At 59.3% G+C, this 20,442-nt stretch carries 11 protein-coding genes, 3 pseudogenes and 1 CRISPR repeat array; of the genes and pseudogenes, 5 read left to right on the top strand and 9 right to left on the bottom strand.

Annotation, left to right across the window (positions count from 1 at the left end):
- Positions 1-149 precede the first annotated feature (149 nt).
- The 5 genes and pseudogenes from istA (MMB48_RS03590) to istB (MMB48_RS03570) all read left to right on the top strand — a co-directional run.
- Positions 150-1,103 (top strand): annotated as a pseudogene (gene istA / locus MMB48_RS03590) (IS21 family transposase); the annotation flags it as partial.
- Between the two features lie 226 nt (positions 1,104-1,329).
- Entirely contained in the window at positions 1,330-2,808 is a 1,479-nt protein-coding gene (gene istA / locus MMB48_RS03585) for an IS21 family transposase (RefSeq protein WP_032744684.1), read from the top strand.
- On the top strand, positions 2,805-3,584 hold the full coding sequence (istB, locus tag MMB48_RS03580; protein ID WP_032744686.1) for an IS21-like element helper ATPase IstB: 780 nt from the start codon (positions 2,805-2,807) through the stop codon (positions 3,582-3,584). The genes istA (MMB48_RS03585) and istB (MMB48_RS03580) overlap by 4 nt, the downstream gene beginning before the upstream one ends.
- Positions 3,585-3,712: 128 nt before the next feature.
- Positions 3,713-4,165, top strand: a pseudogene (locus tag MMB48_RS03575) (IS21 family transposase); the annotation flags it as partial.
- A pseudogene (gene istB, locus MMB48_RS03570) lies at positions 4,162-4,916 on the top strand (IS21-like element helper ATPase IstB). The pseudogenes MMB48_RS03575 and istB (MMB48_RS03570), both read left to right, overlap by 4 nt.
- A 125-nt stretch (positions 4,917-5,041) precedes the next feature.
- Positions 5,042-9,218: direct repeats of the CRISPR family, unit length 29 nt; unit sequence CGGATCATCCCCGCGCGTGCGGGGCAAAC.
- A gap of 95 nt (positions 9,219-9,313) precedes the next feature.
- On the opposite strand, the gene cas2e reads toward istB (MMB48_RS03570), so the two are convergent.
- The 9 genes from cas2e to MMB48_RS03525 all read right to left on the bottom strand — a co-directional run bounded on the left by cas2e (position 9,314) and on the right by MMB48_RS03525 (position 20,373).
- Entirely contained in the window at positions 9,314-9,676 is a 363-nt protein-coding gene (gene cas2e / locus MMB48_RS03565) for a type I-E CRISPR-associated endoribonuclease Cas2e (protein ID WP_080651407.1), read from the bottom strand.
- 67 nt (positions 9,677-9,743) lie between these two features.
- Positions 9,744-10,757: a type I-E CRISPR-associated endonuclease Cas1e gene (cas1e, locus tag MMB48_RS03560; protein WP_029680365.1), complete on the bottom strand. Its 1,014-nt coding sequence runs from the start codon at positions 10,755-10,757 to the stop codon at positions 9,744-9,746.
- Positions 10,754-11,437, bottom strand: coding sequence for a type I-E CRISPR-associated protein Cas6/Cse3/CasE (cas6e, locus tag MMB48_RS03555; RefSeq protein ID WP_032744690.1), 684 nt, complete (start codon positions 11,435-11,437; stop codon positions 10,754-10,756). Before cas6e ends, cas1e begins: the two co-directional genes overlap by 4 nt.
- Entirely contained in the window at positions 11,434-12,234 is an 801-nt protein-coding gene (gene cas5e, locus MMB48_RS03550) for a type I-E CRISPR-associated protein Cas5/CasD (RefSeq protein ID WP_050496284.1), read from the bottom strand. Before cas5e ends, cas6e begins: the two co-directional genes overlap by 4 nt.
- Before the next feature lie 7 nt (positions 12,235-12,241).
- Complete coding sequence (cas7e, locus tag MMB48_RS03545; protein ID WP_050496285.1) at positions 12,242-13,420, bottom strand: type I-E CRISPR-associated protein Cas7/Cse4/CasC; 1,179 nt, start codon at positions 13,418-13,420, stop codon at positions 12,242-12,244.
- A 118-nt stretch (positions 13,421-13,538) separates the two neighbouring features.
- Positions 13,539-14,213, bottom strand: coding sequence for a type I-E CRISPR-associated protein Cse2/CasB (gene casB, locus MMB48_RS03540; RefSeq protein ID WP_032744691.1), 675 nt, complete (start codon positions 14,211-14,213; stop codon positions 13,539-13,541).
- Complete coding sequence (gene casA, locus MMB48_RS03535) at positions 14,213-15,943, bottom strand: type I-E CRISPR-associated protein Cse1/CasA (protein WP_032744692.1); 1,731 nt, start codon at positions 15,941-15,943, stop codon at positions 14,213-14,215. Before casA ends, casB begins: the two co-directional genes overlap by 1 nt.
- Positions 15,930-19,142 (bottom strand): CRISPR-associated helicase/endonuclease Cas3, encoded by a 3,213-nt coding sequence (locus MMB48_RS03530; protein WP_050496286.1) that lies wholly within the window; start codon positions 19,140-19,142, stop codon positions 15,930-15,932. The genes casA and MMB48_RS03530 overlap by 14 nt, the downstream gene beginning before the upstream one ends.
- Before the next feature lies 1 nt (position 19,143).
- Entirely contained in the window at positions 19,144-20,373 is a 1,230-nt protein-coding gene (locus tag MMB48_RS03525) for a Fic family protein (RefSeq protein WP_032744693.1), read from the bottom strand.
- Positions 20,374-20,442 lie beyond the last annotated feature (69 nt).

Genomic DNA, 20,442 nt, shown 5'->3' with positions numbered 1-20,442 from the left:
GACCACCGCTGTTTATGTTCAATAGGATTTTGAGGTTTTAGTCACTTACTTTTTTCGGGTCTGGGCATGGAGCATGCCAACCACCCGCGGGCCTTATCTTGAAGGTGCTTCGTTATCGTTCAAGGAGGCCGGAAAGGCAAATGATCAGCATGCCCGGGATTCAGTCTATTCGCCAGTTGAGAAGGAACGCCGAGTCCATCGCGTCGATAGCCAGGAAGGTCGGGGCGGGCGAGCCGACCGTGCGCAAATATCTGGAGGCCGGCGACCTGTCGCCCAAGCCTCCCGTGAGGAAGCGGCGCGCGTCAGCGATCGACGAGTACGTGCCGGCGATCGAGCAGTGGCTCGCCGAGGACCGCGAGACATGGCATAAGCAGCGGCATACCGCGACGCGCGTGTGGGAGCGGCTGCGCGACGAGAAGGGCGCGGAGGTGTCGCTGTCGACCGTGACCAGGATGGCGGCCCGCCTTCGGCGCGAGTTCGCCGCGGAACGCGAGTCGGGGCACCTCGACCTAGTGTGGCATTCCGGCGAGGCCCAGGCCGATTTCGGCGAGGTCGACGTGTATTGGCGCGGCAGGTTGGAACGTATGCATCATTTCGTGCTTGATTTCCCGTATTCGAACGTGTCGCCGAGCCAGTTGATGCCCGGCGAGAACGCGGAGTGCACGTGCCGGGCGCTCAAGGACCTGTTCGGATGGCTCGGCGGCGTGCCCGAGCGCATCGTGTTCGACAACGCCGCGGGCGTGGGCCGCAAGCAACGGTTCGAGCAGGTGCGTCCGGCCCGCCTGTTCCAGGCGTTCCAGGCGCACTATGGGTTCTCGTTCGCGTTCCGCGACCCGTATTCGGGCCACGAGAAGGGCGCCGTCGAGGCCAGGGTCGGCGCCGTGCGGCGCAAGCTGTTCGTGCCGCGACCCTCGGTCTGGAGCATCGAGGGGTTCGACTCCAGGCTGCCCGGCAGGTGCCTCGAGCTGGCGGACAAGGAGCATTACCTCAAGGGCGAGAGGGAGGCCGACCTGTTCGACGCGGATCGCAAGGCCTTGCTTCCCTTGCCTGCGAAACCGTTCGACGTGGTCAGGTGGGAACGCATGAGGGCCGACAAGTACGGCAGAGTCACCGTCGAGGGGAAACACCGGTATTCCACCGATCCGGCCAACGTGTGTCTGTTCAATAGAAGTTAGGCCGATGCAGCGTAACTATTCAGTCCGAAAAAGCGGTAGGAATTAGTCCGTTTCACCGAAATGGCGAGATGAAGGGCACCGGCCCGCCATAACCCGGCTATTTTCCCGAGTTGAAACACATCCGGCCGACAGGGCCACTCGGGAAAGGAAAGGAATGACGAAACCGGTGTCGATACAACAACGTATCAGGATTCTCGACGCCCAGGGCGTGTCATGGCGCGAAATCGCCAGACGGCTTGGCGTGTCGAGGGATACCGTCAGGAAATACGCGACCATGGAGGACTGCTCGCCGAAACCCGCGGTCAGGAAGGGACGGCGTTCCCTGATCGACGCGTATTCCGGCACGGTGGATTCGTGGCTGTTCGCGGACAGGCTCATGCCCCGCAAGCAGCGCCATACCGCCAGACGCGTGTACGCCAGGCTCGTCGAGGAGGAGGGCTTCGAGGGCTCGTACTCGTCGGTGCAGCGCTACGTGAAGAGGTGGCGCGAGGAGCATCGGTCCGACGGCGACGGCTATCTCGAGCTCGACTGGAGCGCCGGCGTCATGCAGGTCGATTTCGGCGAGGCCGTCGCCACGATCGGCGGGGGCGACGTCAAGGTGCACTGCCTGGTCGCCACGTTCCCGCACTCGAACATGCGGTACGTGGCCGCGATGCCGGGCGAGAACGCGGAATGCGTGTGCGAGGGGCTGGCCCAGATCTTCGACCACATCGGCATGGTTCCCCGCGTGCTGGTGCTCGACAACGCCACCGGTGCGGGCCACCGCGTCGCGTGGAACAAGGTGACAGTGGTGCGCGTGTTCGCCATGTTCTGCGACCACTACCGGCTCGAGACGAGGTTCTGCAACCCGTATTCCGGCAACGAGAAGGGATCCGTCGAGAACGCGGTCGGCTTCCTGCGCCGCAACCTCATGGTTCCCAAGCCCAACGCGGAGAGTCACAGGCAGCTGACGAGGCATCTGCTGTCGAGGTGCGACGCGATCGCGGACGTGGACCACTACCGTTCCGGCAGGCCGGTACGCGAGCTGTTCGACGAGGACCGCGGGGAGATGCAGCCGCTGCCGCGCGCACGTTTCGACGCGGTCGAATGGGTCGAGCGCAAGGCCGACAAGGAGGGCAACATCCAGATCGGCTCGGTCCGTTACCTCGCGGGCCCGTCATGGCGCGGCTGGACGCTGCTCGCGGGCCTGCGCGCGTTCGAGGTGGAGATCCGCACCGCCGACGGCAGGCACGTGAACACTCTTCCCCGCTCCTACGGCGATGGCGGGCGGACGGTCAGGAACCCCGCCACGCTGCTGCCCGCGCTGGCCAGGAAACCCAACGCGTGGGGCGAGTCGCCCCTGCGCGGCGAGCTTCCGGACGGGCTCGTGCTGCGTCTCGACGCGTTGGACCCCGGATCAAGACGACGCGAGCTGACGCTCCTGCACAGGGCCGGCGTGGCGAGCGGCTTCGGGAACGCGGTCCTCGCCATGGCCGCGATCGTGGAGGGCGGCAGGGCGCCCGACGAGGCCAGCCTGCTCGCACTGGCCAGACGGATCGCGCAGGGCGACCCGCCCGACCCGGACGACGGGGCCGGCAGGCTCGCCGTATACGACGCGTTCAACAACCCCGACGGGAAGGGGACGGAGTCATGACGAGGCCGTCGCGGACCATGGCCGACACCAGACGCAGACGCGCGTCCACGGGCAGGATGATGGACGAGATCATGGAACTCGCCAGGAGCCTGCCCCTGACCAGGCAGGTGCTCGCGGACAGCCTGGAGACCGCGACCCCGGCCCAGATGGAGTTCATGCTCTCGTGGATGAACGAGGAGCTGGCGTCGAGGGAACGGTCGAAACGCGCGCGTCTGCTCAAACAGGCCGGACTGCCGGGCGTCAAGGAACTCGACGGCTACGACTGGACGCCGGTCCGCTTCCCCGTCGACTACGGGCGCGAGGCGTTGGAATCGTTGGACTTCGTCGCCAACAGCGAGGACGTGGTGCTGTTCGGCCCGCCCGGGACAGGCAAGACGCATCTCGCGGTCGCGCTGGCCCGTAAGGCGTGCGTCGAGGGCCAGCCGACGAGGTTCTTCACCGCGGCCGGACTGGTCATGCGGCTGCTGCGCGCGTCGGCCGAGGGCAGGCTCGACCGGGAGCTCGCATTGATATCCAAGGCGCGGCTCCTCGTGATCGACGAGCTTGGCTACGTGCCGGTCGACGAGGAGGGCTCCAGGCTCCTGTTCCAGGTCGTGACCAACGCGTACGAGCGACAGAGCGTGATCTACACCACGAACATCGAGTTCAGTGGCTGGGGACGCGTGTTCGGCGACCCGAACATGGCCACCGCGATAGTGGACAGGACGGTGCATCACGGCAGGATGATCAGGTTCGAGGGCGAGTCGTACAGGCGCACCCACGCCCTGATGGGATAGAAACCAAACAATAATGGCGGCGGGTCTTTCCGCTCAACTGGACTGAAACCCGCCGCTTTTTCGGACTGGATTGACACGCCATTCTGGACTACTTCAATTTGACAAAACACACCAACGCGGGATGTGAGGTCATCGTCGGCTTCCGCGCCCTCGAGGTCGAGGTCCTCAACGCGAAGGGCAGGCGCATCGCCGTGCATGAGCGCGCGTACGGTCAGGCCCCCACCAGCAGCGACGATCCCTCGCGCCAGCTCGAGGCGCTTTGCAACAAGCCCAACGCATGGCCCAACAGCCAGGTCCGCGAGGCCTTGCCCGACCCGTTGCGCGAATGGCTCGACCGTCAGGACAGGGCCACCCTCAGGGAAAGCCTGCACACCCTCAAGCACGCCGATCGCGAAAGCGGCTGGGCCAACGCCGTGCCCGCGATGCCGCGGATCCTCGAGACGACCGGCACACTCGACCGGGCCAGCGTCGAACTCGCCGCCGCCAGGCTCGCCTCCGGCACCAAGGGCGTCGACTACGACGAACCCGTCGACCTAGGCGAATACGACCGGGCGTTCGCCACGGACGGGCAGGCCGCATGAGCACGCAACGCACCGACCCCGGGCGACTGCGCGCCAAGGCGCGCCGCCTGTTCATCTCCCAAGCCACGATGGACGACTTCCTGTCATGGGCCACGCCCAGGCAGGCCGAGGCCGCCGACCGGCTCTTCCGGAACGAGCTCGACAACCGCGAGACCGCGAAACGCGCCAGGCTCATGAGACGCGCCAAGTTCCCCGTGCCCAAAGGCCTCGACGGCTACGACTTCTCCGACGTGAGGCTGCCCGACGGCTACACCAGGGACGAGATGCTCTCCCTCGACTTCGCCCGGCATGCCCAGGACCTGGTCTTCTATGGAAAGACCGGACGCGGCAAGACCCACCTGGCCACCGCGCTGGGCATGCTCGCCGTCGACAAGGGCATGGACGTCAGGTTTCTTCCCACCGCCGGCCTCATGCTCCAACTGGGCAAGGCCAAACGCGACGGCGACCTCGACAACCTGCTCAAGGACATCTCCAAAGCCGACCTGCTCATCCTCGACGAATTCGGCTACGTGCCCTTCGACATCGACGGCGCCCGCCTGCTCTACCAAGTCATCGCCAGCTCGTACGAGAGACGCAGCATCATCTTCACCACGAACATCGAGTTCAGCAAATGGGGCACGGTCTTCGCCGACGACAAACTCGCCGCCGCGATCATCGACCGCATCGTCCACCACGGACGGCTCATCGAATTCACCGGCCCAGCCACCGCATCGGCGAGGCGCTCATGTTCGGCAAAAACCAACCCCAATAACCAACCAACCCGGCCGGCACGCCCCATGACCAAACCCGAAAAAACTACATGACCAAACCCAAAACACCGACTTGACTAAATACAGGGGCAAACGACGCGGACAGGTCGGCCACGAAGATAACCGACGGATCATCCCCGCGCGTGCGGGGCAAACGGACTGAATCTGGGCGTCAGGAACGGCGCGTCCGGATCATCCCCGCGCGTGCGGGGCAAACTCGTTCCGTTCGGTGTCGATGACCTTGCCGTCCGGATCATCCCCGCGCGTGCGGGGCAAACTCAAGCTCACAGCATCAGACCGCATCTACATCCGGATCATCCCCGCGCGTGCGGGGCAAACGTGGTGGGAGATCTCATGCGCGTGCCTGTGTACGGATCATCCCCGCGCGTGCGGGGCAAACCTCTCCGCGTCGGTGGTCCAGTCGGATGCCGGCGGATCATCCCCGCGCGTGCGGGGCAAACGTCTCGCCGTCGTCGGAGCCGAACCGGTATGCCGGATCATTCCCACGCGTGCGGGGCAAACTCCGACAGGTTCGAAATCCCGGAAGGCGGCGTCGGATCATCCCCGCGCGTGCGGGGCAAACTCCGTTCGGACGCCCGTCCAGCACCTTGACCGCGGATCATCACCGCGCGTGCGGGGCAAACCAGTCGAAGCTCTCGCAGGGTGCGGTCGCCTACGGATCATCCCCGCGCGTGCGGGGCAAACACGTTATCCAGTGGGCGCATCTCCATGCCGTCCGGATCATCCCCGCGCGTGCGGGGCAAACTCCTCCGGGTCGTCGAGTATCGGGTCTGGTTCCGGATCATCCCCGCGCGTGCGGGGCAAACGATACTGCAGCATGAGATCGCGGGTTTGAAGACGGATCATCCCCGCGCGTGCGGGGCAAACTTCGAATTGGCGACATCCGCCGACGCCAACGCCGGATCATCCCCGCGCGTGCGGGGCAAACTCCTTCACCTCGTCGCGCAGCTTGTCGATCTGCGGATCATCCCCGCGCGTGCGGGGCAAACCCGTCGACGACGAACCGCACCGCGGCCACGCCCGGATCATCCCCGCGCGTGCGGGGCAAACGGAGGCATACGTGTACGTCTGCATCATCCACCCGGATCATCCCCGCGCGTGCGGGGCAAACGTGGTCGAGGTGCTGACGTGGGACGGCACCCGCGGATCATCCCCGCGCGTGCGGGGCAAACATCTATGTGCCAATGCGTCAGAGTGGCGCAGGCGGATCATCCCCGCGCGTGCGGGGCAAACACGCTCCAACCTTGCGCGTTGCCGCGTGAAGACGGATCATCCCCGCGCGTGCGGGGCAAACTCGGCGAGCTTGGCATCATAGTCGGCCTTGGCCGGATCATCCCCGCGCGTGCGGGGCAAACGGCATGACCGAAGCCGCGTACCGCACCGAGGTCGGATCATCCCCGCGCGTGCGGGGCAAACGTTTCGCCGATCACATCGTTCGGGGACCCGTCCGGATCATCCCCGCGCGTGCGGGGCAAACGCAGTCGATGTCGATGGCTTTGTCGTACATGCCGGATCATCCCCGCGCGTGCGGGGCAAACTGTATACTCATGCCGTACATGTCCATGCTGCACGGATCATCCCCGCGCGTGCGGGGCAAACAGTCGAACTGCTCGAAGCCAAAGCTCCTCGCACGGATCATCCCCGCGCGTGCGGGGCAAACCCCTCGGATCGCGGGTCGCGGGTTTGGTGCCCCGGATCATCCCCGCGCGTGCGGGGCAAACACGGGTATCGTCTCGGTCATCTAGGTCATGGCCGGATCATCCCCGCGCGTGCGGGGCAAACGGCCGCTCATGTCTACGACATTCGCAAAGGCGCGGATCATCCCCGCGCGTGCGGGGCAAACCATGATGTCGATATTCCGCAACAGCGGGATACCGGATCATCCCCGCGCGTGCGGGGCAAACCGACCATAGTCAACCAATCATTTACCAAAAGTCGGATCATCCCCGCGCGTGCGGGGCAAACAAGGCCATTGGCAGTCTGTTCCACTGTAGTGGCGGATCATCCCCGCGCGTGCGGGGCAAACGACGTGAGCCCCCGCGACGGCGGGGCCTCCGACGGATCATCCCCGCGCGTGCGGGGCAAACTCGAACACGCAGTCGGAGACACGGCACAGATACGGATCATCCCCGCGCGTGCGGGGCAAACCTCGGGGTGGCGGGGTTCGCGGCGCTTCCGGCCGGATCATCCCCGCGCGTGCGGGGCAAACGACGCCATGTTGCGGCTGATTTCACGGCCCCTCGGATCATCCCCGCGCGTGCGGGGCAAACACCATCGTTATGCGCGACTGCGAGTACACGAACGGATCATCCCCGCGCGTGCGGGGCAAACCTCTCAACCGTTGCGTCCATTGGGGTTTCGCCCGGATCATCCCCGCGCGTGCGGGGCAAACATCTGCTCGCCCTTGGCGACCGCCTCGTCGGCCGGATCATCCCCGCGCGTGCGGGGCAAACCCGGCGACGCCGGACACCGGCTTGGAGACGGTCGGATCATCCCCGCGCGTGCGGGGCAAACGATACGACCATCTCCAATGACAGTGCGGCCACAGGATCATCCCCGCGCGTGCGGGGCAAACCTGGCGCACGCTTTTGGCAATCTGTTCGCCATCGGATCATCCCCGCGCGTGCGGGGCAAACTTCCCGGATGGTGAGATTGTCCGACTGGATATCGGATCATCCCCGCGCGTGCGGGGCAAACCGACTTGCCTGACGGTCGGGCCATCGAATCGACGGATCATCCCCGCGCGTGCGGGGCAAACTGGAGCCAGCGCAAAGCCCACCAGCTCCACGCCGGATCATCCCCGCGCGTGCGGGGCAAACGACGACATCAAGGCAATCAAAAGCCAGGACGCAGGATCATCCCCGCGCGTGCGGGGCAAACGGAAGGAGGGAACGTCCATCATGGCATCGTGTCGGATCATCCCCGCGCGTGCGGGGCAAACGTCGCGCCGCCCGGCCTCAGCTGGCTGCCGTTCGGATCATCCCCGCGCGTGCGGGGCAAACGGGTGTGCCCTGTGTGAAATTTTTCCCATGGTCGGATCATCCCCGCGCGTGCGGGGCAAACGCATGGATACTCTGGCAGGGCGACAACCTGTACGGATCATCCCCGCGCGTGCGGGGCAAACAGCTACATCCAACCTGACGGCCAATGGGGCTTCGGATCATCCCCGCGCGTGCGGGGCAAACAGGGGCTTGGCCATAAGTTCGCGTACCTTGTCCGGATCATCCCCGCGCGTGCGGGGCAAACACCTATCCATGTGATATCGTCCATGGTCATTCCGGATCATCCCCGCGCGTGCGGGGCAAACAATGACGCCACGCCACTGGACATGCGAGACGGCGGATCATCCCCGCGCGTGCGGGGCAAACGGCACCAGCAGCATGGCCACAAGCCAGGCGACCGGATCATCCCCGCGCGTGCGGGGCAAACGACCCATGCGTCATACCATGCCGAGCCTTCGACGGATCATCCCCGCGCGTGCGGGGCAAACCGGGCTTTCACATGCCTCTGCCTGTTACGCTTCGGATCATCCCCGCGCGTGCGGGGCAAACGTCATATGGCGGGGCGTCCGATCTGGCCCGTACGGATCATCCCCGCGCGTGCGGGGCAAACCTGTTACGTCTGATGATTTTATGGTGTCTGTGCGGATCATCCCCGCGCGTGCGGGGCAAACCGCGTATCGGTCGCCGCTGTTGATGGCGGCCCCGGATCATCCCCGCGCGTGCGGGGCAAACTAATACATCCCGTCAAGACTGGCGGCGCGCGCCGGATCATCCCCGCGCGTGCGGGGCAAACCCATGCAGACCTCCGACAAGGTGGACGAACATCGGATCATCCCCGCGCGTGCGGGGCAAACAACTTCTACGTGCGCGGCTACCACGCGGGCTCCGGATCATCCCCGCGCGTGCGGGGCAAACGCGGCTGAAACTCCATTGGGCGATGCCGATGCCGGATCATCCCCGCGCGTGCGGGGCAAACCCTTGCACTTGTGTCAGGGCCTTATCGATGGCCGGATCATCCCCGCGCGTGCGGGGCAAACATCGTTTCTGTTGCTTTCTGTTTTGCCGCGTTCGGATCATCCCCGCGCGTGCGGGGCAAACCCGCGAACGTTGAACGTGCCCCACACGCCGTCCGGATCATCCCCGCGCGTGCGGGGCAAACTTTTCCTTGATCAGGTGGTAGACCTGCGCGGCCGGATCATCCCCGCGCGTGCGGGGCAAACGAACTGGAGGTGACCCAGCAGGTGCTCGGAGACGGATCATCCCCGCGCGTGCGGGGCAAACAGTCCGATTTTATGCGAAAACTCTTGAGCGCTGGACCCTCAATAATTGGATTCGCACAGTGGCTCCAATCTTCGTGCTATTGTTCCTGCTTCCAGTCATCGGCCAAAACGCCTATATCGAGAGGCACTACTCCAACCAGTCTTTTTCTTGGTTTTCAAAACTCCATTACGCTTCTGCTTTTGACTTGAGTTTGGTCGCATAATCAGCTTTAATCCATCATAATCCACTGGCTCCCATTCTTGCCCATGTGTTCTGAAGTCCAAACCTTGTTCGTTATTGGAAGAGTACACCATGACGGCACGCCCTTCGCTGATATTCTCCAATATCTGCTGCCACAGCAGCTCCCGAACACGAGCAGAAGCTTTGCCTACATAGACACCAGGGGATATCTCAAACAGCCAACGCGTTAAGTGTCCACGCAGCTTCGGAGGGGACACTGTAAGTACGATAACAATCATTATGAGCCCCTATGCTTCTGCTTGTTTGCTCGATTGCCCTATATCTTATACTGGCATATCGTCCGCACTAGAATTCGCCATCTTCCACGTCAAAATCTACATGCAAATCCTCATCATCATTGATGAACATGTCCGATTCGACTGAGTAATTTTTGCCGCTCGCTCTATATCCCGAAGCCCCAGCCCACAACTGCGTCGTAATATCTTCAACTTCCGGAGAATCCGATTCGGCCTCATCTGGAGTCAATAACAACGAACGTATATCCTTCACACAACGTTGCATAAATTTCCCATCTTTCATTCTGTCTCGTATGCCTCGACGAGCCGCGACGGATACATCATCAACTTGCTGTGCCACTAAATCAAATGCCAGAGGAATCGTGATATCCACTTTGTACAAATCTGCAATGTCATAGACAAAACTTCGCTCATTTCTTGCGTGAACGAACCCCAATCCAGGAGAACACCCAAGAGCAACGATAACTGCATGCACCACACCGTACAGAGACGTATTAGCGGCAGACAACGCACGATTCACCTCATCCGCATCATCGAAATCCGTGACTTTGTACGATCGCCCTGACCATATAACCCCGGTACGTTTTGATTCTCGCTCATACGCTCGGCGAACTCGTGTTCCCTCTTTACCAAGTAGTTGTTGCATGGTAAGACCATCAGTTGATTCATCGGGAAACCGCATCGCATACATCTTCCGAGCCACTTTCACACGGGTGCGCTCGGAAGACACCAACTTGGCCTGCGCTTCCAACAATCTCGTGGATTGCGCGAGAGAGGCCCCGTGACAGTAGTAGCGAACACCATGCTCTCCCACCCATATGCATGTGGATCTCGACTCGGCCAACAGACAAATAGCGGCATAAGTAATGTTGCTACCTGGTCCTAGCATCAGTACGCTCAACGTCGCGGCGGGCACATGCACCGTTCCTCGTGCATCAGTTATTGTCACAGCATTGTCGGCACGATTGACTACACAATGCTCCGCGTACAGAAATGTCAAACGATCTTGCACGCGGAGCAACGACTGCAACTCAGGTGGTCGAACACCAGGTATGCCGCTCATGACCGAGGCTCCTTGCGATGATCGTCAGCCAAGGGCATCAATGTCAAAAGACCGAATCCATAGCCTTTAGCACGTCCGATCCCCTCGATCAACGACCGTCGAAGCAAGTCCGGATCATCCACAACCAGTACGCCATCATAGGTGGCCGAAGTCAATGTAACTGTCGAGCCCTTACGTCTGAACTTCTCCTGAACCGAATGTCTAACTAATACCTCAGGTAGCTCAAGCCTATTGATCGGCATATGGAATCCGGCACGCCGAGCCTGATGGAACAACCATTCTTGCTGTTCTTCGACCCTGATGATGCCCGTGCGCTTGCCGCGTTTACCCGGCTCTCCGGACGGCTCGGAATGTGTCGGATTCGCCTTAAGACGGAATCCCCATTCCTGCCCGCATTCCAATCTCGACAGGAACGGTTCATATGAGCATGTCGAAATATCGGCAGTTCCAACTCCAAGTTCCTGACGCAGAATTTCCGCATCCGGGACATTCGGGGAGACGATATACAGTCGACTCGGTTGCCTGGTACGTCCCGGGTCAAGCCGCCACAATACTCGGGATAAGTCGGTATCACCATCGGTAGCCCTAGCAATGATAGCGTGCATCCTCTCCAGTGACGCCAACGCTCGCATCGCAAGACGATGCCTCGGGTCAATCATGGCTCTGGTGAATATTGTCATCGCTCCTCTTCCTCTTCTGCATTTGCCACCGCATCGAAGAATGCGTCGTCATCGAGCACCGACTCGGATTCACTCGGACACGTATCGTCGCCATCCGCGGGCCCTAGTTCGGGAACAGTAGGGCGAGGCGACGCTCCATCATCGAGTCGCATGTATCGCCGCGGCTTCCACAGCCGTTTCTGCTGGCTGAAACTCACCGGCTCATCCATAAGCTCATCCACGAATCCCAGCTGACTTCCCTCCCCGGGCAATGGTTCCACGATGATGGGCAAGAAGTCCGGCTTGTCGAAGGTCAATCCATGCATCACCCGATACTGGTATCGTTCCGTGGCTTGCCATGGAGCCTGCCGCAGCGCATCCTCTAACCCGGCGTCCGATATCCACGCATGCACAGGACCGTCTGGCGGACACGATCTCCTGCCGAGGAATAGTTGGTAGTATGGAGTCACCAGTGCAGACCGGTATTGTTCAAGCTCGGCACAATCGGTGCTTTCTAGCCCGGCGAGGAACACCGCATCCTGCAGGTAGTATCTGCGCGATAGCGGAAGCATGTCCCCCTCATCGGTACGGGCCGTCTGATAATCGCTCATGATGGTGCCCGGCTGGTCGACGCGCACACCGAACCGTAGCCCGTCGAACCGTTCAAGCGATTCGTCACGCCCGACTCCCAGCGCTGCAGCAACTATGCCGATGACGCCGCTTTTGGTGGGCCATGCCTCGGTTTCGCGCCGAGTGAACCGGCTTCGTGACCCCCACGACTGCATGGGGGCAGCCAATCGCATCAGTAAAACTGGCATGACTCATTCACTCCTGAGTCAGACGATTCGCGATAGTCCGTTCGATGTCGACGACCATGTCACGCAGCGACGTGGTTTTGCCGTCGACCAAAGCATCCGCAGCCACGGTGTCGTCGCCGATACGCACAACCCAAGTCTTCACCGGTGCGATGTCATAGGCCCTGTCCAGATCCTGCTGGCGCCGCACTAAAGCTTCGGTCGCATGCTGCACATAATCCGGTGCGACAGGCCGCTCAAAAGCACCAACCATGTTTACTGCCTGCGTATCACGCAAGTTGACCACAATGAGGTCCGGCAGAACATTCTGTCCAAACGTATTAATCTTGCCCTGCGGCACACTGGTCAGGAATGCTTGCACAAATGCGGAGACTGCCTTTGCCGTGGCATTGACATCGCCCAGCCGATCCTGCAGCCGGTTGGCGTCTACATTCGCGTACCTATAGAAAGTGGCGGCGTTGAATTCAACCTGTCCCATCATGGCTGCTCCGACATCACCCGCCTCATCTTCTCCCCCGTTGCGCTGATTATCGTCCACTGCGGTGAAGAAATCAGATTCAGGCTCGACCGTTTGCACGCTGATCGCATGCGCCACCTGAGCACAGGCATCCACATTCAGATCCGTGTCATCGGCAACCATGCGGCCGAACAACGTCACATCAATAGAGCGGTCGTTGGATACGATCTGCTTGATGCGCTTCTTGTCACCTTTAATTTTTTTAATCGGATCATCAGTGTCAGTCGCCTCGATGGCAAGATCTGCCAACTGATCATATTGACGATTGCCCAAGAACAGCAGATACTGAGACTGCTTGACACGATCATCATCATCGATTTTGTCAGCTTTCTTCTTACGTGGTTTTTCCAGCTTGATACCAGCACCACCTTGTAATACGGTTTCGGCGAGCATGGTTGCTTGCTCCTCACTCAGATCTCCGCGGCATTCGAGGATGCGACCTGTCAGTTCCTCCACGACACGCTTGGTGCGTATTCCCAGATCATTTGGATCGACCAATTCCTTGAACAGTTCGCGTGTCGGACGCTTCCAAGCTTGACTGGACACCCTAGCTCGGGTCGTTCCACCGTATTCCACGGTTTTAGGGCTGCCTGTATCATCACGGTTGAGGTTGCCGGCGGCGGTGGTCTCCAGCGCGTGGATTTCGATGATGGTGCGGTTGATAGTTGACATGATGTCTTATTCCTTTCCGGAAACGACGGCACTTGCCGTCATATTGTTTGTGTACGGGACGTCAATATGGAGACGTCATGAGTCAATGGATGGATGGCCCCGGGCTCAGAGCATTGCACTAGCTATTCGAATCATCGCTGGCCCTCGCGGCTCCATAGCCTCGCTGAAAGTCACGCCCCCATCGCAGCCGAACCGCATTGGCCCGTGCCCGTCCGGAACGCAGTCCTTCCAAGTCCTGAGCGAGCATCCCGTAATTGATGGCGATGCGCTCGCGTCGGAGTAGTCGAATCAGGCCTCGCGCATGTCGAGTCAGCTCCTTCCAGCTGTTGGCGGTCTGCAGCCGGTCGAACATGCCACAGATGCCGTTCTCATTGAAATTGCCGTATGCCATACGGCCTACCGCAAGACCAAGCGAAACCCCCGCATCGGTGTGCATCGACAGGTCACGAATCGACTGCTGGTGCAGCGCAAATAGCGTGACAGCCGCATAGATGGCATGCTCCTGAGGCGTTGGTGTACCAGAATCGGTGGAATCGTATCCTCTGATCGCGCGATCATCCGTATCCGGCAAAGTCCACGCGAACACATCGGGATTGTCGCCGATCTCATGGCCGACGCTGTTCCGAAGTTTGGCTATTGCTGCAGTCGTGTAGGCACCGTCGTCCAAATATCCTTTCTCGCTACCACCGCCATTGGCTAGTCGACGTACTCGTCCCGACACCCATGTGCCGAGTGGCGTAAGTCGTACGGTCGGAGGCATGCCTTGCCCGGATTGCTCCATATGCTGTTCCATTATTCGTTCTCTCCTTCGTTGGGGACCTCGGGGATAAGCTTATTGATTCTCCCTCGGTACCAAATTTCGGCAAGTGCCACGCAGTAATGCGTAGTTGTCGATGCACCGGTTTTCGGGTTTCTGCGAGTGATGTCACGACCGACGATTGCGCGAGAGGATGCTTGGGCGGCAAGCTGATTCCCGAGACGGAACAGGATACGTCGCACAGTCGTACTCCATTTCTGCCGAACCTCTTCCACATCGGCATCGGAGTCAATCCCACGCACCCACCGTCGAAATGCGCTATCGAAAGCAGTGTACCCGGTGTCTGCGGCCCGAGTTCTCGGTCCATCCACTGGCAACCCGGCAGCGATGGCTATGTTTCCCGCCAGATTCCGTAGCTCCTGTACACCGTTATCCACCATACCGACAGCGTCGCAGACGACTCCGCCCAATTCGGGGTGCTGCGAGGACAGCACCGTCAGGTTCAGATCGAGCACATCGTCCACAGTGGTGTCAACCACCGCTTCGTTGCTGCCATATTCAACGCCGAATGCGTGCAACCGGATGGGTAATTCGCCAATATTGACCTTGTCCAGCCATCGCAACGTTAGTGGTCGCAATGCTTTCGGAGGTTCACTACCATGTTCGGCCCTTGCATGCTCGTCCACAATCAACGTCGGTAGACCCCGCCACAGCGCGCGGGATGGATCATGTTTACGAGGCATATATACCAGCGACATCTTCAGTGCCTTTTCCTGAGCGTCGCTACGCCGCCATGAGGTCATAGTTTCATATTGGTGTGCATTCTGTGGCTTCAAACGGTCACCATTACAAATCAACACACCGGTGACTGTCTCCCCGTCATGGGCTAGCAGCACGCGTCGAGACTGCCAAGTCAGCAGCGTCGCCGGGCCTAAGAAGCTGACCGTGTGGCCTGTCTTTTCCGCAGGCTGGTCAAGTCCCACCTCAGCCTGTGCCGTCAACGGATCACGCTCCCATATTGGCACATCCTCGTTATCGTTCCACACCGACCCATCGTCAAGACCGAGTACGCCGACGCCGACGTAGTTAAGTATCAGTGTCTGCCACAGGTTGGATCCTTCAACGAGATCCCCGCCCAGATGCCCAGCCCATGCCACACCGATAGGATAGCCTTTGCCCCCCTTGACGCGAGGGTCGCCCACTGCACCCGATTTGATGCCGGACGCATCAAACGCCTGCAAGGTCACCAGCCATCGTGCCGCCTCCGCAGCGCTCATCGTGGCAAGACCTTCGCCAATGCGTGTGGTGAAGAACTTCTCGCCATTGGGTACGTCCAATATCAAACGTTCCAGTCCGGAAACTTCGTCCTTCGCGGTGTGCAGACCAGAAACTTGATAGAAAGGTGCCGCATTGTCGAACAGGTCAAATCGTTCCCGGTAATAGCTGCAATAGTTCAACAACGCAGGGAGAACATCCTCTCGTCTTTCCGAACCACTCCCAAACAACATCTTCCAGTGTGAGACGTCATCATAATCCTGGTCAGACTGTTCAGACACACAAAGGTGACCAAACGTGCCGTATATTATTGCTAGCAGCAGACGGACCAGAGCAAAACGCTGAAGCGGGATGTCACCATCTATGCTGTGAATGCGATCCGCCCGTTCCAGGGCTTCCACGATGGACAGGCATTGAAACGACCCATCAGTCATCGTCACCGGGATCCATGGACGATCCATCAAATTGTATGAAAGATCACTCGTCGGCATCTACCTGCCATCCCTTCTCCATTGAATAGCGGACAGTCAATGTCCTGTTACTTATTTTTGTACCATCTTTATCCGACTTCGGGATTTGATAAGTGGCGATCCCGTTTTCGTCGAGGGCGATCATCAACTGACCGGCAAGACTGCGATCCAACTGCATGTAGTCGTACCAAGGGTCTGGCGTGGCCCGTTCAAAGGCTTTAATGACTTCATCAAGATCCATATACTTCAAAGAAGTTCTGCTCAGCGAAATCGTGCAGGACAGGATGTCACGCACCTGTTGGCGAGTAGGAGCTCCAAAGCCGGATGGAAGTATCCGCTCTGATTCTTTGAACCCACACCAAGACGGCAACATAAGCTCTCCATCCTGTTGTTGCAGAACGATGACTTCGAACGAATCCTCACCCTCTCGGATCCCGGCACGGCTGACGCGTTCGTCTGCCCCTCCCGGAGTGTCGGCATCGGTCATCGTGGCATCGAGCCAACCGTTGATATCGAAGGGATGTCGCGGTGACTGCGGCTGGAAAATCCGGAATCGTCTGGCCTCATGTTCGCTGTCAGTTCGCGAGTCTTCCAACTTGGTCTGCGCGGCACGCTCCCCATAATCACTATCCTGCCATGATCCCGGACATATCAGCTTCTTTCCGTACACGGTCTGCACCAGTCGGGGAATATCACCCGGGATATTCAGTCGTCGAGATACACCCGGTTCTACATCCAGCACCGTCAGCGAACGCATCAGCAGGTATGGCTGGTACACCTTATCCACGCCGGTCGCGAACTGCGGCGGAGCATCGCGCTCCCACTGGCTGACCCCGGTGATCACCAGTCGTGCCTGTCGTAGCAGTTCCGGACGCAGGTTCTCCCCATCTCCACGATGATGGCGGTGGAGACGTCCCGCACGTTGCAGGATTAGGTCGATTGGCGCGATGTCGGTAATCATTAGGTCGAAATCCACATCGAGCGACTGTTCCACGACCTGTGTGGCCACGACGATGCCGGAGCGACCCTCCACCGAACCGTATCTGCCGTATCGGTCGATGAGTCCCCGATCAATGCGGGCACGGTCGACGGCTAGAAACCGGGAATGGTCCAGCATGATGTCCATATCATCGCCCATCGTCTCACACAGCATCTGATATGTCGCTTGGGCACGGCTTACCGTGTCACGGATGACGACCGCGCATCCGCCATCTTGGAGATTCTTTCTCAGCAACGAAACGAGCGCCTCGTCACCATCATCCATCAGCGACACCTCGATGTCAGTGGCACGACCGGATGGCTCAGGCGTTACCGCAACGGGAGCTTCGCTCGCCGAGACGACCGAAATCAGAGGATATCGCATATCCGGTTCGACGGAGACCTCGTCATTGTTCCGTACCACATCCTTCCTCTGTCTCAAAGGAATACGCCGCGGCAGCGCGATATTCCCAGCAGACATCGGCGGGATTCTCGACGGTAGAGGAATCCTTGCCGGAAGCGACAGAGCAGACTTTGAATATCTGACGGGTTCCGCCTCCACTTTGGAAGCAGCCGACGCCCCATTCCTGTAGGCATCCAGAAAAGCCTGGCGTTTCTCCTGCGGCAGTGTCGCGCTGAGCATGATAGCCGGTACACCGTAGGCACCCAGCCAAGACAGCACAGTCTCCATATACACGTTCATGTAGGCGGTGTTGGAGTGAACCTCATCCAGAATCACGACCTTGCCGGCAAGTGCCAGATGCCGCAGCACGACATATTTGCTACGCAATCCAGCCATCAATACCTGATCGATGGTGCCAACGACAAAGTCGGACAAATTACCGCGTCGATAACCGGTCAACCATGAGTTGACGACCGCCTGCATGGTCGAATGATCGTCGTATGCATGATTCCTCCCATATCGGTCGATCCCGTCGTATTCAGCGTCGACGGAACCGACAGACGGTTCGGACAGATCCATTTCGGCGTCAAGTCCTTCTCCTCCATCGTCGAACCATTGTTCGCGCAGGTGCTCGTACTCATCGTTGAGATTGTTCTTGCCGTGGGCCAGAAATAACGAACCGATCTGTCCCTGTTCATCGGACGGTAGATGCCCTACCCAGTCCAACACCCGAGTAAACATCGCGTTGACGGTCGCTTGACTGGGCAGCGCGTAATAGATGCCTCCGCATTGGAATCGTGCGGCAAGGATTTCCGCCGCAATCAGCGCCGCCTCGGTCTTGCCCTCACCCATATTGGCTTCGACGATCATCAGGCCCGGTGATTGCATGGTTCGGGCCAGACGAGCCGCTTCGCGCTGCACCGGGCGCATATGCGCGCCGGGGATGGAGAAACGTTCAGCGAACATCTCATCGGGTGACTCCCCCGTTGCGAACGGGTTCCATGGTTCCGGAATCCGCAACATACGCCATGCTTTGTCCGCTCGATACCTTGCATCGAAGATCTGTTCGTCCACGGAACCCTGATTGAGAGGAAATAATCTGCTATCACTGGCAATCCAATCAGCCATGACCACCATCGATGTCAGCAGTATCTGCGTACGTCTGCGCAGGGATCGGTTGCGTAGCGTATAAAGAATCGGCTGAGCATGCAGAGTTTCCGCAATCCAATCCAGCAGCTCATCACGGACCGCGGTCCATGCCTTATCTCCCATGAACGTTTTCCCACGGAAGCTTTTCCCCCGTTGTAAGGGATCGACCAGCGCCTGTTTATCGTCAGTCAGGGACTTACCATGATGACCTGCTACAACACATGCAACACCGTAGGCGAACGTCCCCGGCTCAACCGGGAACCCCTGGCTGCAGAACCACTCGATCACAGCTGCATATCCGACGAGCTCATGCCGATACTCCGAACGCATCAGATCTTTGCCGACGATTGCCTTAATGGACAGTTTGGTCTGCTTCACCTTGTCAGCGAATTTGGTACTCTGCACGATAAATGACGGAGCCCCTTTACCAATATCATGAATCGCAGCAATGAACTGATATAGTTCCTTTGCAACTTCACGATCGCCAATATCCTCAGCCAACAGCTCCTTGATGTTATCGGAGACGAAATCATCCCATACATGCAGCGCAACCTCACCTGTGTCCTCCAAATGCTGCCACAACTGCAGATAGCTGTCGTCATCCGTGCGCCCGTAAAATGCCGTTTTCGCCCAAATCGATAGAGCCTCCGGCGACAACGCCGGCTTGCCCTTCGGAAAATGAGTGGCCATATCATTCCCTCCTCAATCGTGCTGCATAATCGTCCAGCACAGACAAGACGCCCCTATGCTCCCATACAGTGTTGCGTCGTCCTCCTGAACTTTCCTTCAGTACACCGCGTTCGGCCAGAACCTTAAGTGCGCGAGATGAGGCCATAGGCGACATGCCGAGAGTTTCTTGCAGATACTTGCCATTGATAATCGGCTGTTCAATTAGTTGCGGCAGAACCCTCCATGCCGACGAATCCTTGCGAAGACCATCTAGCTTTTGCCGAGCATCCGTCAACTGTGCATCCAACGCATCAACTAGTTCGATACCCGTAGAGGCGGCATAGAGGCAGGCATCGGCGAAACATTCCACAATCGGGCGCGCATCCCCCGTACGATATGTCTGCAGCGCACCAAAATATCGCTGAGTATCAGTCAATAATCCGGCCGACACCGGAGGCGTGGTGCTGTGAATCAGACCCTTGTTACGCAGCACCGCATGCACCAAAGCGCGTCCCACTCTGCCGTTGCCGTCGGCAAACGGGTGGATGGTCTCAAATTGCGCATGCGCAATGGCACATTGCATGATAATCGGCAGATCATCCCTCTGCAGAAATGCCAATACGTCATCCATATGTCGTTTGACCAGCTCGGGCTGAGGAGCAACATATGTAGCATCACGGGGGCTCCGACCACCAACCCATACCAAGCCGTCACGATACCGACCTGCGTACTGCGACCAACCTTCCTGTGCGGCAAGTAGCGCATGATGCATCGCCAATAGATGCAGTTCATCCAAGTCATGCGCGAACTCCAACGCGGACTCCATGGCACGAACATTGCCAGTCACTACACGCGCATTATCGCTGCCACCTTCACCCAGCTCTTGCAATGCAAGCTTCTTTGCTCCAACTGTAAGATTCTCAATTTGAGAAGATGACGTAGATTCCGTACGCAGCAAAATGGATGCCATCGGACTAATTTCGTGTCCCGACGTACCAAATTTTACTGCTGCATAAGTATCGAATCGGCCTAACGCATGAGCTGCTTCCTCCATATTCGCGCTGATATCAGTGGGTATATCGAATTTGTATTCGGCTAACATTGCCGGCACTGCCGAATGGTAATCTCCGGTTTGTCGTCTGCGTTCCGACCGAGACATGAAGGAATCAAATGCTGGTCGATATATATGCCTCTCATGCTCTATCGGAGGAATTGGCAATGGGAACAATTGAGAATTATCTGTTATCGCCATATGTCCTCCTTAACACATATTACAAGAAGTGCTGGGAAGATAATCATTTCTCCCAATCAACTTACTGAT

Source organism: Bifidobacterium sp. FKU (assembly GCF_026016385.1).
Lineage (GTDB): Bacteria > Actinomycetota > Actinomycetes > Actinomycetales > Bifidobacteriaceae > Bifidobacterium > Bifidobacterium infantis.
This window is presented reverse-complemented; position numbering and strand designations above follow the sequence as displayed.